The organism is Streptomyces sp. NBC_01775 (assembly GCF_035917675.1).
Taxonomy (GTDB): Bacteria; Actinomycetota; Actinomycetes; order Streptomycetales; family Streptomycetaceae; genus Streptomyces.
Genome location: NZ_CP109104.1, coordinates 7,710,960 through 7,725,965, shown reverse-complemented (window position 1 = coordinate 7,725,965; position 15,006 = coordinate 7,710,960). Strand labels below are relative to the sequence as shown.

The 15,006-nt window shown below is 71.4% G+C and carries 11 protein-coding genes; 2 read left to right on the top strand and 9 right to left on the bottom strand.

Annotated features, from left to right (window positions below):
• Positions 1–132: 132 nt before the first annotated feature.
• From OHB04_RS34370 to OHB04_RS34360, 3 genes are read right to left on the bottom strand one after another with little or no spacing between them, the layout of a single operon-like run.
• Positions 133–906: an AfsR/SARP family transcriptional regulator gene (locus OHB04_RS34370; RefSeq protein ID WP_326691534.1), complete on the bottom strand. Its 774-nt coding sequence runs from the start codon at positions 904–906 to the stop codon at positions 133–135.
• The gene (locus tag OHB04_RS34365; RefSeq protein ID WP_327391854.1) at positions 903–1,691 is read right to left on the bottom strand and encodes a thioesterase II family protein; all 789 of its coding nucleotides are present in this window, start codon (positions 1,689–1,691) and stop codon (positions 903–905) included. Before OHB04_RS34365 ends, OHB04_RS34370 begins: the two co-directional genes overlap by 4 nt.
• 49 nt (positions 1,692–1,740) lie before the next feature.
• The gene (locus OHB04_RS34360; protein WP_326691532.1) at positions 1,741–1,980 is read right to left on the bottom strand and encodes a DUF5988 family protein; all 240 of its coding nucleotides are present in this window, start codon (positions 1,978–1,980) and stop codon (positions 1,741–1,743) included.
• A gap of 280 nt (positions 1,981–2,260) precedes the next feature.
• Between OHB04_RS34360 and OHB04_RS34355 the strand changes: the two genes are divergently transcribed.
• Together OHB04_RS34355 and OHB04_RS34350 are read left to right on the top strand one after the other, a co-directional pair.
• Positions 2,261–3,016, top strand: coding sequence for a 4'-phosphopantetheinyl transferase family protein (locus OHB04_RS34355; protein ID WP_326691531.1), 756 nt, complete (start codon positions 2,261–2,263; stop codon positions 3,014–3,016).
• 255 nt (positions 3,017–3,271) lie between these two features.
• Entirely contained in the window at positions 3,272–6,091 is a 2,820-nt protein-coding gene (locus OHB04_RS34350) for a helix-turn-helix transcriptional regulator (protein ID WP_326691530.1), read from the top strand.
• A 183-nt stretch (positions 6,092–6,274) separates the two neighbouring features.
• Here OHB04_RS34350 and OHB04_RS34345 read toward each other — a convergent pair whose 3' ends face one another.
• From OHB04_RS34345 to OHB04_RS34320, 6 genes are all read right to left on the bottom strand, one after another.
• A complete protein-coding gene (locus OHB04_RS34345) occupies positions 6,275–9,067 on the bottom strand; it encodes an alpha-mannosidase (RefSeq protein ID WP_326808976.1) in 2,793 nt (930 codons plus the stop codon).
• 121 nt (positions 9,068–9,188) lie between these two features.
• On the bottom strand, positions 9,189–10,484 hold the full coding sequence (locus tag OHB04_RS34340; protein ID WP_326808975.1) for a CehA/McbA family metallohydrolase: 1,296 nt from the start codon (positions 10,482–10,484) through the stop codon (positions 9,189–9,191).
• Positions 10,481–11,575 carry an ABC transporter ATP-binding protein gene (locus OHB04_RS34335; protein ID WP_326691527.1) on the bottom strand — a complete coding sequence of 365 codons (1,095 nt, stop codon included), beginning with the start codon at positions 11,573–11,575 and terminating at the stop codon, positions 10,481–10,483. Before OHB04_RS34335 ends, OHB04_RS34340 begins: the two co-directional genes overlap by 4 nt.
• A complete protein-coding gene (locus tag OHB04_RS34330) occupies positions 11,575–12,411 on the bottom strand; it encodes a carbohydrate ABC transporter permease (protein WP_326808974.1) in 837 nt (278 codons plus the stop codon). Before OHB04_RS34330 ends, OHB04_RS34335 begins: the two co-directional genes overlap by 1 nt.
• A complete protein-coding gene (locus OHB04_RS34325; RefSeq protein ID WP_326691525.1) occupies positions 12,408–13,421 on the bottom strand; it encodes a carbohydrate ABC transporter permease in 1,014 nt (337 codons plus the stop codon). The genes OHB04_RS34330 and OHB04_RS34325 overlap by 4 nt, the downstream gene beginning before the upstream one ends.
• Complete coding sequence (locus OHB04_RS34320; protein WP_326808973.1) at positions 13,396–14,799, bottom strand: extracellular solute-binding protein; 1,404 nt, start codon at positions 14,797–14,799, stop codon at positions 13,396–13,398. The genes OHB04_RS34325 and OHB04_RS34320 overlap by 26 nt, the downstream gene beginning before the upstream one ends.
• Positions 14,800–15,006: the final 207 nt, after the last annotated feature.

Below are 15,006 nucleotides of genomic sequence, written 5' to 3'. Positions count from 1 at the left end.
TCCCCCAGCCTCCGGCCGGGAGGTGCCCCCACCAGCCACAACAGACTCGCAGACGACGCACCGGACTCTCAGCGGAGCGCTGTCCGCACGGCCCGCGTGCGTCCCGTGCACGGGGCCTGCCGTGGCCTGGGATCAGGCCGGTGCGGCGTGGAAGTCCAGCCGGTCGTCCGCCGCCAGGATCGCGTGGTGCAGGTTCCTGAGCGCTCGGCAGGGTTCCACGGCCAGCTCGTCGTGCAGGAGGCTGCGCGCCGTCTGGTAGACCCGCAGCGCGTCGGCCTGGCGCTCCGAGCGGTAGAGCGCCAGCATCAGCTGCCGGTAGAACGCCTCCCGCAGGGGGTGTTCCACTGTCAGCGAGTAGAGCCTGCCGACCATTTCACGGTGCCGGCCCACCTCCAGATACAGGTCGGCGAGCATCTCCAGGCACTCCAGCCGCGTCTCGGCCAGCCACGCGACGAAGCCCCCGATGACCGCGCCGCTGCGCAGGTCGCCGAAGACGGCGCCCCGCCACAGCGACAAGGCGGCCTCCAGGGTCTCCAGCGCTTCCTCGTGGTGCCGCTCGCGGGCGAGCGTGCGCCCCTTGGCGGCCAGGTGCAGGAAGGACTGGAAGTCGATCTCGTCCGTGCCCCGGTGCAGCAGGTAGCCGGTGGGGCGGGTGACCACGGGGTTGTCGGGCCGGTGATCCCTGCTGAGGAACTTGCGCAGCTGGGAGATGTAGACGTGCAGCCCTGCCGTGGCGCGCCGGGGGATCTGGTCGCCCCAGACCTCGTTGATGAGCTGTTCGGAGGTGACGACCTGGTCGGCCTTGATCAGCAGGACGGCCAGTACGGTCTCGATCTTCCGGGCTCCGATGACGGACGTGTGGTCGCCGTCGATCACGCGCAGGGGCCCCAGTGTCTCGTACTTCACGAGCTGCTCCCTTCGAACTCCCAGGCCGGGAAGGTCTGCCGGAGGGCGGCGGTGACCGTCCCGGTGATCTCCGGCCACTGCTCGCTGAGGTAGAAGTGGCCGCCGGGCAGCACCCGCAGGGCGAACGGCCCGGTGGTGTGCTCGCGCCAGGCCTCCGCGTCGTCGGTCCCGACCTTGGGGTCGGCGTCCCCGACGAGGGCGGTGACGGGGCAGGAGAGCGCGGTTCCGGGGGTGTGCGCGTAGGTCTCGATGGCCCGGTAGTCGTTCCTGGTGGCGGTCAGGACGGCGGCCTTCAGCTCCTCGTCGTCCAGAAGCCTGCGGTCGGTGCCGCCGACCCGGAGCAGTTCGGCCAGGATCCCTTCGTCGTCGCGGCGGTGTACGTCACCGAGTACGCCCCGCGACGGCGCGGAGCGGCCCGAGGCGAAGAGCCATACGGGTGGGGGTGTACCGCGCCGCTCGCACCGGCTGGCGACCTCGTAGGCCAGGACCGCGCCCATGCTGTGGCCGAAGAAGGCGAAGGGCCGGTCGGTCCAGCCGCCCAGCGCCTCGTGGACGCGGTCGGCGAGTTCGGTGATGGTCTCGACGTGCGGTTCCTGGCGCCGGTCCTGGCGGCCCGGGTATTGCACGGCGAGCACTTCCACGCCGGGCGCGAGGCCCTGTGCCATGGGGAAGTAGTAACTCGCCGACCCGCCGGCGTGCGGAAAGCACACCAGCCTCACGCGACTCTCGGGGCAGACGCGAAACCTTCTGACCCACCTGTCCCTTTCCTCTGCGGATACCGTCACGATGTGCTCCTCCCCGTTGTGCGCTGAAATTCCCCGTGAGCGCTGAACACTATTCGGCGATCTTCGTCCGCATCGTCCACCGGAAGACGACCGGCGCGTTTCCTTCACGCTCGGTTTCCGACGTCACGAGTTCGAAGTGTTCGTAACCGCCACGGTGGGCGATCTTCACTATCCCGTCATTAATGAGAGCTTGACGGATCCTTGTCGTCTGCGGGATTTCGATGGGACCTCCTGTGAGCTGCACCTCGACTGCGGACTCCTCCGAGGCTTCTCGGTGTATTCCGGCCATGCAAACACCCTCCGTCCGGGGCATTGACGTATTTACCCCGATACTCACGTACCCCCCACGGTGCGAGGAACCCGTAACCACCCCCCTATGGATCAAGCGGCCCCCTAGGGGCCCCGATTGCCGCGCAGAAGCGGACCCAAAGCGTCCGTAAAGAGAGTTCCGGGATACGAGACGGTACGGTCGAGGCACTGGACCGGGGCGAAGCGGACCCCCTATCCGAAGGAAACGGAATCATTGCGTCAGCACGCACTGTGGACGCGCCCAGCACGAGGGGTGCAGAATGCGGTGCTTCGGGAGCCGGAAAGGGGAACGGCACGTGATTGCACGCCCGTTACTGCCGTCCTCCGTGCGAGGCGCGGAGTCCACCGGCGCCTGCCCCGAAGGGGGCGCGCCGGTGAACGACGGGCTCTGCCCCGAGGGGGAACGCACCCTCCGGGGAGCGGGCGAGCGGCGTAGGGCGGACTTCCGGGGCGGCCGGGCGTGCGCCCGCGCGGCACCGGCCGCACTGGACATCCCCCCTGTGCCCCTTCCGCGCGACCACGGGGGATCACCCCTGTGGCCTGCGGGCTTGACCGGCAGCATCACCCACTGTCAGGGATACCGCGCCGCGATCGCGGCCGGGACGGCTGACTTCAGCGCGCTCGGAATCGACGCCGAGGCACACCGGGCGCTGCCCCGTGGGGTGCTCGACCGGATCGTCTCGGGCCCCGCGGAGCGCGAGCGGCTGCGCGAACTGGGCGCCGCCCGGCCCGGCGCGCACTGGAAAACCGTCCTGTTCAGCGCCAAGGAGGCGCTCTACAAGACCTGGTGGCCGCTGACGCGCGAACCGCTCGACTTCGACGGGATGACGGTGTTCCCCACAAGCGGAACGGCCGGCGACAGCGGCTCCTTCACCGCGAGCCCGTGGCCGCCCGGCCCCGGGAGCCCGCCCTTGCACGGCCGCTGGCTGATTCGAAAAGAGATGATTCTCACCGCCTTGGCCCTCTCCGCCAGATATGACCTCAACCCACAGTTCACACCACCCGCCCGGTTCTGAAACATACTGTCAGCAATGGTGGTTGGCTGAGGGGCTATCTTGGGATACGTACAGTCACGTGCCATACTCACAGAAGCGGGCCAGGACTACACGGGGGTGAAGCACTGCCGCAGCAGAACCGCATTCCCTTTCTAGGCGTCATGAGCCACGAATGCGTGAAGCAGAGGGGTGCGCCGGAACGGCCGCGCCGAGCCGCGAACCCCCCACTGCCTCGCCAAGGTAGAAGCAACCGGGCTGTGAACTTCGCATGCCCGGATGACGACGGGGACACTTGGGAGAACGGTGGAAAGGAATAGGGAGTTCGAACTTTTAAGGTCACATTTCTCGAAGTGCCTGGATGGGAACGGCGCTGTCATCGTGGTCAGCGGCTCGGTCGCCTCGGGAAAGACGACACTACTGCACTCCTTCGGAGAAACCGCGGTCGAAGAAGGCGCCGTCTTCCTCGACGCCACGGCTTCCCGATCGGAACAGGACCAGCCCCTCAGCGTGATCGGGCAATTGCTGCACAGCGCCACGCCCTCCCAGGGCGAGGCGGAGCGCCACAAGCGGCTTCTGGTCCACGCCGTTTCCACGGCGGAACCCCCCGCATTTCTGCCACCCCCGGGCAGAGGCGGTGCCGATGTACGGGCGCGGCGTGAGCTGGCCAACATATTTTTCGAGAGGGCCCAGTCGGCGCCGCTCATCATCGGGGTCGACGACGCGCATTACATGGACCAGCACTCCCTGGAGTGCCTGCTCTTTCTCATCCGGCGCCTGCGGTCCTCGCGCATTCTGCTCGTCCTCAACGAGAGCAGCCGCGTCCCGCAGGGCTATCAGTGGTTCCAGGCCGAGGTCTCACGGCAGCCCTTCACCCGCATCGTGCGGATGAATCCGCTGTCACGGCGCGACGTCTCCCACATGGTCGCCGCCGCGCTCGGCGAACAGCAGGCCGACCAGTTCGCCGGTGTCTGGCACCACATCAGCGGCGGCAACCCCCTGCTGATGCGCGCGCTGCTGGAGGACCACCAGGCGGCGACCCGCGACCCGCTGCTGGAAGCGCCCCCGGGCCCCGCGTTCCACCAGGCGGTCTCCAACTGCATGCACCGGTGCGGGGACGCCGTGCTGGCCGTCGCGCAGGGCCTGGCGGTGCTCGCGGACGGCGATCCGACCTCAGCACTGGAGGAGATCCTGGGCGAGAGCCACGCCACGGTCGCGCAGAGCGTCGACGTCCTCAACTCCGCGGGGCTGCTGGAGGGCACCGGATTCCGCCACAAGGCGACCCGCTCCGCCGTCCTGGACACCCTCTCCCCCGGCGTGCGCTCCCGGCTGCACGCGCACGCCGCACGGCAGCTGCACACGCTGGGCGCCAGCGCCGTCGCCCAGGCCCGCCATCTGATCGCCGGGGACCCGGTCAGCGAGCCATGGATGACCACGACCCTGCTGGAGGCCGCCGACCAGGCCGTGGACGAGGGCCAGGTGTATCTGGCGGCCGACTGCCTGCGGCTCGCGCAGGAGGGGTGCACCGACGAGCGGATGCTCGCCGCGGTCAAGGCGGCCCTCGTGCACGTCGAGTGGTCGCTCGATCCGGCCGTCGCCGGGCGCTACCTTCCGGAGCTGACGCGCGCGGTGTGGCAGCACAAGCTGGCCATGCCCGCCGTCCTCTCGGTGATCTCCCAGTTGGTGTGGGCGGGCGACATCGAGCAGGCCAAGGAGATCTTCGACGCCGTCGAGCGGGGCGACATCGGCACCCAGCTGCCGGACGCGGGCGACGAGGAAGCGCTGACGCTCACCCACGCCTGGATGTGCTGCGCGTTCCCCGACCTGCTGGGCAGACTGCCCTCCGCCGAGGGCGCGCGGCCCCGGAACACCACCAGCATGGCGGCCCTGGCCGTCGGCGCCGTACTGAAGGGCGAGGCGGACGGGTCCCTCGTCCTCGAGGCAGAGGAGGTCCTCCAGCGCTCCCGCCTCAACGGCCGTTCCCTCGGCCCGGCGGCGGCGGCCCTGGCGGCGCTGGTCCTCAGCGGACGGCTGCGCACGGCGGCGCACTGGTGCGACGCGCTTCTCCAGGAGGCGACCGAGCGCAACGCGCCCATGTGGCGCGCCCTCCTGCTGGCCACCAGGGCGCACGTGGACATGCGCTGGGGGATGCTGGACGCGGCGGAGCGCTCCGCGCAGGTCGCCTTGGACATCGCGCCGCCCGGCGGCTGGGGGGTGCTGCTCGGGCTGCCGCTGGCCAGCCTGGTCTCCGCGATGGTCGCCAAGGGCCGGTGCCGGGAGGCGGAGAAGTATCTGCGGGTCCCGGTCCCGGCGGCGATGTTCCAGACGCCGTTCGGCCTGGACTATCTCCAGGCACGCGCCCAGTACTTCGCCGCTGTCGGGCAGACCTCGGCCGCGCTGGGGGATGTGCACACGTGCGGCGAGCTGATGGACAAGTGGAACCTGGAGCTGCCCTCGCTCGTACCGTGGCGGGTGCGCGCCGCCGAGCTGTCCTTGGAACTGGGCCGGGTTCAAGAATCCCGCGACCAGGCCCAGGAGCAGCTGGCGCGGCTGCGCCCGGAGGACTACCGCGCCCGCGGCATGGCGCTGCGGGTGCTCGCCGCCTCCAGCGCCCCCGAGCAGCGCCTGCCGCTGCTGCGGGAGTCGGCGGAGCTGCTGGTGAAGTCGGGAGACTGCTACGAGCAGGCTCGCACCATGACCGCGCTCAAGCGCATGTGCCAGGAGTTGGGCTGGCTGGAGCAGGCACGCAAGCTGGAGAGCAGGATCGCCGAGCTCTCCTCGAAGTACGGCTTCGTGCCTCCGGCGGAGGTGCCCGAGCGGGAGGAGAGCCTGGCGACCCTGGCCGCGCCGCCCTCGCTGGCGCCGTCGTTCACGCCCTCGCACGACGACCAGGAACTCGTCCAGGATCTCACCGAAGCGGAGCTGCGCGTTGCCGTGCTGGCCGCCCAACGGCACACCAACACCCAGATCGCGAAGACCCTCTTCATCACCGTCAGCACGGTGGAACAGCACCTGACCCGGGTCTACCGCAAGCTGCGCGTGAGCAACAGGGCCGACCTGTCGCTGGAGTTGCTGCTCAGATCCGTCGACCACCCCTGAGCACGCCCGGCAGCTCATGCGTGCCCGGCACCGGGGGGAGCCCGAAGGGGCGCGGGGAACTGCGCGACCGGCCCAGAACACGCCCGCAGTCTGCCGAGCACAGCCAGGGGCAGCCCTTGCTCAGCACCAGGAAAGAGGAGGGTCGGGCCCGCCGCGAGGGCGGGCCCGGCCCTCCGCGCGGGCTCAGCGCCCGAGCTGGAACGTGGCGATCTCCCAGGGGCGGAGCGCGACGGTGACGGTGCCGGCGTCCACGGCCACGGCCTCGCCCGCGTTGCCGAGCAGATCCGCGCGGAAGGCGGCCCGCAGCCCCGGCAGCGCGAGGCATGCCGTCGTATCCGTGGGCGTCTGGGCCACGACCCGTACCTCCAGGCGGCCCTCACGCTCGCGCACCGAGCTGAGGACGACTCCCGCACCCGCGACCCGGAGCCCCTCGGTGGAGCCGGGCAGCGGCGTCGCGGACGGCGCCGTGCCGGGCAGCACGGCCAGCGGGTGGCGGAAGGACTCGGCCGCCGCGTGCACGCCGGACTCGTGCCACTGCCCCGCGTACGGCAGCAGCGCGAAGGAGACCGTGCGCAGCCCCCGGCACTGGGCCTGCGGGGTGGCGAACTCGCCGCCGGCGGGCTCGTCCCGCCACACGTGCCGGTTGCGGGACATCCGCCCGGTCGGGCGCAGCAAGGTGAGCGCCACCTCGGCGCCGTCAGAGACGAGTTCGTACTCGGTGGCGTGCTCCAGCAACACGGCGGCGCCGCCCGCCGCCACGAACGCGGAGGCGGGGAAGGTCGGCAGCGGCTCCTCGCCGAAGCCGCCCTCGGACGTCAGCCCGCGCTCGACCACCGCGAACTGGCCCTCGCCGTAGGACTTCTCGGCGCGGCGCGGCAGCGGCACGTGCAGGCGGACGCGGTGGTCGTCGCTGCGGTTCTCGAAGGAGACGGCCAGGCGCACGAAGCGCTCACCCGCGCGCAGTTCGAGGCGGGTGGTGACGGTGGTCGGCTCGGCCCGGGCCGTGCGTCCGTCGGCGGCGAAGTCCCCCGCCGACGGCCAGCCGTAGCGGCGTGCGACCTCGTAGGCGGCGACCAGCGGTCCTTCGGCGACGAGGCGCACGGTGACCTCGTCCGGCCGGTCGACCAGGACGTCGTGGTCCGGCGGCGCGTAGTTGTAGGTGTCGCCGAGGTCGCCGCCGTCCACGACACGTCCGGCGCCGGTCAGCTCCACGCCCTCGGGAGTGCGCGCCGCGAAGGTGCCGTCCTCGGCGATCTCCACGCTCAGCAGCCCGTTGCCGAGGGTGCCGTCGGCGGCGTGCACGGCGTGCGCGGGCGCGGGGGCCTGGCCCTCGGCAGCGCGTACGGCGGTGTGGCCCAGCGCGGGGGCCTCCACCAGCGCGGCCACCCGCTGCCGGGGTTCGGCCTCGATGACGACGCGCCACTCGCCCTCGGCCCCGGCGAGTGCGGCCTTGACCTCGGCGATGTCGAAGCGCAGCTCGCTCTTGCGCGCCACGGTGAAGTGCAGCACCCGCGTCTGAGGGTCGGCGTGCCAGTCGGTGATCTCCTGGCCGTACAGCTCGATGCCGTGGACGCGCGCGAGGACCGTGGCCAGCCGCTCGGCGGCGAACGTGTCGTCCGCCAGGAGGGTCGGCGCCGCCGAGATCCGCTGCGCGGGGAACGCGCGGCCCTCCGCCGTGGTGACGTGGACGGGGCCGTCGCCCGCGACGTCCAGCTCCACCAGGTCGGTGCGCTCCTCGGGCGTCGGGTTGAGCAGCACCTGCGCGTCGTGCGGGGTCCGTGCGGCGAGCTGTTTGCCGACCATGTCCCGCACCGCCAGGCCGAGTTGCTCGGCCTCGGCGATACGCGCCGCGACCTGCTGCGCGGTCTCGTCGCAGCCGCAGCCGGTGACCGAGTCGTGGCAGGAGACCTCGATGAGGCGGTGCCAGGCCATGTCGAGGAAGCGCTGGGCCGCCCCGTCGAACCAGAGCGCGGCCAGCGGCTCGGCGTAGCGCTCCACGGCGCGCTCGGCGCGGGCCATGGCCTGCTTGAGCGGGGCGCGTACGGAGAAGACGCCGGGCAGGATGTTGGCCCGCGCGTGGCTGCGCAGCTCTCCCCGGACGGCGCGCAGGCCCTCGACGGTGGTGGGCTGCGCGCCGAAGTACTCGGCCATGGTGGCCAGCCGCAGCGTGACCCCGCTGTCGGTGGCGTTGTGCCGCTCCAGCAGGTCGGCCAGGTCGGCGGCGGGCGCGGTGTGGTCGGAGCCGTACATGGCCAGGATCGGGGAGCCGTCGGGCCGCCAGGGGCGCAGCTTGGCGGCGATGGCGGTGGCGCGCTCGGCGACCTGTTCGGGGTCGTCGAAGAGTCCGGCGGCGCTGCCGTAGCCGCCCGCGGCGAGGTATTCGGTGCGGACAGCCGTCCCGTCGGGCGCCGTCCAGGCGAAGGCGTGGCTGTCGACCTCGGCGGGCACGCCCCGCCATACGCAGGCGTGCTCGATACCGGCGCCGCGCAGGATCTGCGGCATCTGGGCGCAGTGCCCGAACATGTCCGGCAGGTAGCCGACGCGCAGCGAGGCGCCCATCTCCTGGCTGCGGCGCAGGCCGAGTTCGAGGTTGCGGACGATGTTCTCGCCCGAGCACAGGAATTCGTCCAGCAGGATCTGCCAGGGTCCGACCGCGAGCCGCCCGGACTTGACCAGCGAGGTCAGCCGCTCGCGCTGCTCGGGGCGCACCTCCAGGTAGTCGTCCACGGCGACGGCCTGCCCGTCGAGGGTGAAGCGCTGGCGCGGGTCGTTCTCCATGCGCTCCAGCACCTCGTCCAGCAGCCCGATCAGCTGGAGGCGGAACTGCTGGAAGGGGAGGTACCACTCCCGGTCCCAGTGGGTGTGCGGGACGATGACGAGCTCGTCGGGGGCCGCGGGGGTCTCGGCGGACGCCGGGGAATGGGCGGGCGCGGGGTGCGCGGCGGACGCCGAGGGCGCGGGCGCGTGGGACTTCATCTGGACTCCTTCGTGGATACTCCCGCCTTCAGGCGGGTGAGAGGTCAAACGGTTGCTGCCTCTCCCTCGCGGGTGGGGGCCCCCGGCCGGAGGCTGGGGGAGGGACAGGGGCCGGCACAACTCACGTGCACAGCGCGAGGACCTCACACGCGGAGGTCTCAAGACGGTGTGGCCCCTCCCCCGCCGGAAGCCGGACGCAGCCCCCTCGCACGACGGTGCGCCCCCCGTCGGGCCGCACCAACACCGTCCCGTCCGCCTCCAAAGCGAGCACCTCATCCCCGTACCGCAGCAGCAGCGCCCCCGCGTCCGGCCCCGCCGACACCGCGGTGCGCCCCGCGCGGAGCCCGTCGAGGAGGGCCGGCACCTCGGCGGACTCGGCGAGGATCCAGGTGGTGGGCGCCCCGAGGGGGCGGCCGTCGTCGGGGCGGTGGAAGTCGCTGCCGCCGAGCGGGATCACGTCGTCGCGATCGCCGCTCCAGGCCCGCGCCCAGGCCAGCGGCGCCCCGTGGCGCCGGTCGGTCCATGAGTGGTGCCAGATCTCCGCGTGCCGTGGCCGGGGCCCGGCGAACGGGAGTTCCCAGGCGCAGTCGTCGGCGAGGGGGTGGTTGACGGAGAGGACTCCGCCGCCTGCCTCTGCCTGCGCCAGCCACTCCCCCGCGGGGGCGCGGAAGTCGATCCAGCCGGTGTCGCCGAAGACGTTGGCGTGGCCGAGGTCGGTGGTGACCTCCTGGCCGGGCAGCAGCGTGATGCCCTGGCGGGCCGAGGCGGCGGGCAGCCAGGGGTGGTGGCTGGTGGTGTTGTGGTCGGTGACGGCGAGGAAGTCCAGGCCCTCGGCGGCGGCGCGGCGGGCGAGTTCGTCGAGGGTGAGGGAGCCGTCGCTGTGGAGGGTGTGGGCGTGCAGGTCGCCCGCGAACCACCGCGCGCCGTCCGCGCCGCCCGGGCCGTTCACGTCGCCCGCGCCGTTCACGTCGCCCGCGCCGTTCAGGGGCGGCAGCGCGCGCCGGGGGCGCCGCGAGGTGGCGGGTACGGGCGTGGGCAGGGCCTCGTCGGGCGGTGAGGGGGCGGGCCCGGCCAGGGTCTTGGCCCGCAGCTCGTAGGCCAGCCCCTGGGGCGGCACCCGGTGCAGCCGCATCAGGACGCGCCAGGTGCCGGGGGTGAGCGGGCCTGGCAGGTAGCCGGGCGTGGCCCACTCCTCGGTGACGGTGAAGGTGTCGCGGGCGCCGCCGGACCAGCCGCGGAACTCCCCGTCGGGGCCGAGGAGTCCGAGGTCGAGGACGCCGGCGCGGCGCTCGTAGGACAGGGTGACGCTCAGCGCGCCGGTGCCGGGCGGCAGCTCGAAGGGCAGCTCGCGCAGCACCGCCTCGGCGCGCTGTTCCATCGTCCAGGTGCCCCGGTGGGCCTGTTCACGCACGGTCACGCGGGCACCGCTTCCCCGGCCGTCACCAGGTCTCCGTCGCGGTAGAGCAGGGCGCGGTCGGCACGGGGCACGGCCCGGCCGCGTCCGCCGACGGCCGGTTCGTGGTCCTCGGGGACGACGACCTGCACGGTGGTGTCGTTCTCGCACTCCAGAGTGACGAGCTGAGCGCTGCCGAGGTTCTCCACGACGGAGACGGTGCCTTCCAGGGCGCCTTCGGTGGCGCTGTCGGTCCAGCGCAGGTACTCGGGCCGGATGCCGTAGACGACCTTGTCCCCCTCGCGCACGCCGTCGGCCGCCTCCTCGGGGACGGGCAGTTCGGTGCCGCATACCCGTACGGCGGGCCCTTCGACGACCTCGGCCGCCAGGAGGTTCATCGGAGTGGAGCCGATGAAGGAGGCGACGAAGGTGCTGACGGGGCGGCGGAAGACCTCCGTAGGGGTGCCGATCTGGCGCAGTTCGCCGCCTTCCATGACGGCGATACGGTCGGCCATGGCGAGGGCCTCGGCCTGGTCGTGGGTGACGAAGACGGTGGTGACGCCGAGTTCGCGCTGGAGCTTCTTGAGGAAGGTGCGGGCCTCGAGCCGCATGCGCGCGTCGAGGTTGGACAGCGGCTCGTCGAAGAGGAAGACCTTCGGGTGGCAGGCCATGGCGCGGGCGAGCGCGGCGCGCTGCTGCTGTCCGCCGGAGAGCTGTCCGGGGCGGCGTTCGGCGAGGTGGCCGAGGCCGAGTTCCTCTGCGGTCTCCTGGGCCTTGGCGGCGCGTTCGGCCTTGCCGACCTTCTTGATCTTCAGGGGGTAGGCGATGTTTTCGTTGACGGTCATGTGCGGGAAGAGCGCGTAGTCCTGGAAGACCATGGCGATATCGCGCTCGCCGGGCGGGAGCGTGGTCACCTCGCGCTCGCCGATGCGGATGGCGCCGCCGCTGGCCGCCTCCAGTCCGGCGATGGTGCGCAGCAGGGTGGACTTGCCGCAGCCGGAGGGGCCCAGCAGCGCGAAGAACTCCCCGTCGCGCACGGTCAGGTCGAGGTCGTTGAGCGCCCGCACTCCGCCGGGGTAGACCTTGGCGAGCCGGTTCAGGGTGATGTCTGCCATCAGCCTTTGATCCCTCCGTGGAAGCGGAATCCGTAGCGGCGGCTGACGAAGAGGAACATCAGCACGACCGGCAGCGAGTAGAGCAGTGAGAAGGTCGAGATGAGGGCGAGGTCGGGCTGGCCACCCTCGGTGTAGAAGGTGTACATGACCACAGCCGCCGGGGACTTGTCGGGCGAGCGCAGCAGCAGGAACGGAATGAGGAAGTTCCCCCACACCTGGGCCACCGTCCACACGCCGACCGTGGCGAGTCCCGGCCGTACGACGGGCACGACGATGTCCTTCATGACGCGCAGCGGCGAGGCGCCGAAGACCCGCGCGGACTCCTCGTAGGAGCGCGGGGTGGTGTCCATGAAGTCCTTGAGGATGAAGATCGCCGCGGGCAGCAGCCCGCCGGTGAGGACGAGGATGACGCCGAGGTAGGAGTCGACGAGGTTGAGTTCGGCGGCCAGCAGGAAGATCGGCACCATCGCCGCCGTGCCGGTGACGATGGAGGAGAGCAGCAGCAGCGCGTAGAGCAGCCCGTCCCTGCCGCGGATATGGACGCGGCTGAGCGCGTAGGCGGCCAGCGCGGACAGGCCGACGACGAGGACGGCGCTGCCGATGGCCAGGATCAGGGAGCTGGCCAGCGAGTTGACGGCGTTGGGGTTGTTCCACAGCCGCTCGAAGTTGTCGAGGGTGAAGTCGGGCAGCGAGGCGGTGATGCCGGGGTGCTTGTCGAACGGCGCGCTGGCCAGCCACAGCAGCGGCAGCGCGAAGAAGGCCAGCGCGAGGGCGACCAGGAGGTAGACGCCGACGCCGCGCAGCAGGTCGCGGACGGGGTTGCCGGTCTGTCTCATGCCGTCTCCTCCTTGGTGGCCTTGTCGGGTGCCGTCTTGCGGCCGGACTTCTTCTTCTGGCCGAGCAGCCGCAGATAGATGACGGCGACGACGAGGTTGATCAGCAGCATCAGGAAGGAGATCGCGGCGCCGTAGCCGAGCTGCCCGCTGCCGAGGGCCGTCTTGTAGATGTAGACAGGCAGCGTCTCGGTCTGACCGTTGGGCCCGCCCGCGGTGATGAGGAAGGGGGTGAAGTCGTTGAACGTCCACAGGCTGATCAGCAGCAGGTTGGTCAGCACGTGGCCGCGGATGCGCGGGAAGACGACGTCACGCAGCTGCTGCCAGCCGTTGGCCCCGGCCAACCGCGCGGTCTCCAGCTGGGAGGCGGGCACGTTCCCGAGCGCGGCGCTGTAGAGCATCATCGAGAAGGCGCTGCCGCGCCAGACGTTGTAGACGATGATCGACAGCATCGGGTGGTCGAGCAGCCAGGCCGCGCCCGGGGTGTGCAGCAGCGCGTTGAGCGTGCCGCCGTCCCGGTCGAGGAAGGCGATCCACAAGAACGCGACGACCGAGCTGGGCAGGATCCACGAGAGCATCACCAGCGCTTCGAGCAGGCCCTTGACCCAGCCCTTGCGCTCACGCATCCACCAGGCGAGCGCGAAGCCGAGCCCGGCCTGGCCGATGACGGCGGAGCCCAGGACGAACAACAGGGTCAGCCAGAGCGAGTTGAGGAAGCCGCTGTCGCCGAGCGCCTTGGTGATGTTGTCGAACCCGACGAAGCTGGGGTCGATGGCGGGTATGCCGGTCAGCCGGTAGTCGGTGGCGCCCAGGTAGAGGGTCCAGACGGCGGGCAGCACCAGGAAGAGCGCGATGAGCACCAGCGCGGGTGCGACGAACGCGGCGGCCCTGCGCCGTCCGAGTCCGGCCGCGTCGCGCTCGGGCTCCCGCTCCGGGGGGCCTTCGCCGTGCGGGCCGCCCGCCGCCGCCTTCAAGGCGGACTCGGACTCAGCTGATGAGGCGGTCGTTGCCACCGAGCACCTCCTGAAGCTCCTTGCGGTAGGCCGCCGCCGTGTGGTCGGGGTTCTTGCCCGCGACGACCTGGGCCGTCGCCTCCTGGAGCGCGAGGGAGATCTCCGGGTACGCGGCGAGCCCCGGCCGGAAGGTGGTGACGGGCATCGCCTTGTCGGCGCAGAAGCGCAGCATGGGGTCCTTGTCGAGGACCACGTCGTTCACGTCGTCCCGCTCCGTGATCATCGCGCTGTCCCCCAGCCGGGCACGCAGCGCCGCCGCCGAGTGGAGCGCCCCCAGCAGCTCGAACGCCTGCTGCGGGTGGCGGGTGTGGGGGTTGAGCACATGGACGGCCCCTCCCGAGAGGCTGACGTAGTCGCGCCCCGCGAGTCCCTCACCGCGCGCACGGGCCGGGAAGAGCGCGTAGCCGACATCGTTGTCACGCCGCTTCATCGGCGAAGTGCCGGTCTTCGGGGAGATCACGTCGCGCCAGAAGTAGTCCCCTTCGGCGAGGATGCCCAGCTTGCCGCCGGCGAACTTCTCGAAGGACTTGTCCCGGCCTTTGGCCTCCTGCTGGAGCCTGGGGTCGCCGAGGCCGTGGGCGTAGATGTCGCGGTAGAACCTCAGCACGGCCCGCAGTTGGGGAGTGTCGCCGTACCAGCGATCCCCCTTGCTGACCTGGCCTCCGGCACCCGCCAGCAGCGGGAGCACGCCCTGCATGGTGGTGGCCTCGCCCATGGCGGTGCCCGCGTTGATCTGGAGCGGGGTGACGCCGGGGAGCCGCTTGAGCTTGCGGGCCGCGTCGAGGATGTCCTGCCAGCTTCGCGGCTGCCAGTCCTCGGGCAGGCCGGCGCGGCGGAAGAGCGGCTTGTGGAAGTACAGGACGCGCGCGTCGGTGCCCGCGGGTATGCCGTAGAGCTGTCCCTCGAAGCGGGCCAGGGAGCGCACCTTCGCGCTGATCTGCCGCCACCCCTCCCAGCGGGCCGCGCCCGGACCCACCACGGCGCGCAGCGGCTTGATGTACTCGGCCTGGGCGAACTCGCCGACCCAGATGCCGTCGAGCGACATGATGTCGGGGCCCGCGTGCGCCTTCAGGTCGAGTGCGAGCTTGGTCTTGTACTGCTCGTCATCGACGCCGCTGGGCACGAACTCCGCCCGGACGTCCACGCCTTTGGCCCGCTGCTGCCGTACGAAGCGGGGGATCACCCACTTCTTGATCCAGTCCGCCTCGTCGGCGTTCTTGCCGCCCGAGACGGCGTTGGTGGCGACGGTGAGCGCCACTTCACCGTCCGAGCCCTCGCCCCCGCGAGGATCGAGCGGGCTTCCGCATCCTGCGAGAGCCGCCGACCCACCCCCGAGGACGGCAGCGGTCAACGCGGTACGCCGCGCGATGCCTCCCATCCAGGCCCCTCCTTGCGCCAGAGATCGTGGCGGAAGATTTACACGCTGCCCGGATGACGTAAAGAGCTGTTGTCCTTACCTTTACATCACGACCCGGAGCCGCGCCGGCCGTCCAGGGCCTCTCGTTGGGATCTTCACGGGCTGGTGCTGGTCGGCGATGACCGGGCAGCACGTCGGGTCTGGAGCCGTGGCTGGCGCGCGACCGGC

Coding starts and splice junctions, on each gene's coding strand:
- OHB04_RS34330 (WP_326808974.1), bottom strand. CDS start 12,411: ATGAGACAGACCGGCAACCCCGTCCGCGACCTGCTGCGCGGCGTCGGC.
- OHB04_RS34355 (WP_326691531.1), top strand. CDS start 2,261: ATGCGGTGCTTCGGGAGCCGGAAAGGGGAACGGCACGTGATTGCACGC.
- OHB04_RS34350 (WP_326691530.1), top strand. CDS start 3,272: ATGACGACGGGGACACTTGGGAGAACGGTGGAAAGGAATAGGGAGTTC.
- OHB04_RS34335 (WP_326691527.1), bottom strand. CDS start 11,575: ATGGCAGACATCACCCTGAACCGGCTCGCCAAGGTCTACCCCGGCGGA.
- OHB04_RS34345 (WP_326808976.1), bottom strand. CDS start 9,067: ATGAAGTCCCACGCGCCCGCGCCCTCGGCGTCCGCCGCGCACCCCGCG.
- OHB04_RS34360 (WP_326691532.1), bottom strand. CDS start 1,980: ATGGCCGGAATACACCGAGAAGCCTCGGAGGAGTCCGCAGTCGAGGTG.
- OHB04_RS34320 (WP_326808973.1), bottom strand. CDS start 14,799: ATGGGAGGCATCGCGCGGCGTACCGCGTTGACCGCTGCCGTCCTCGGG.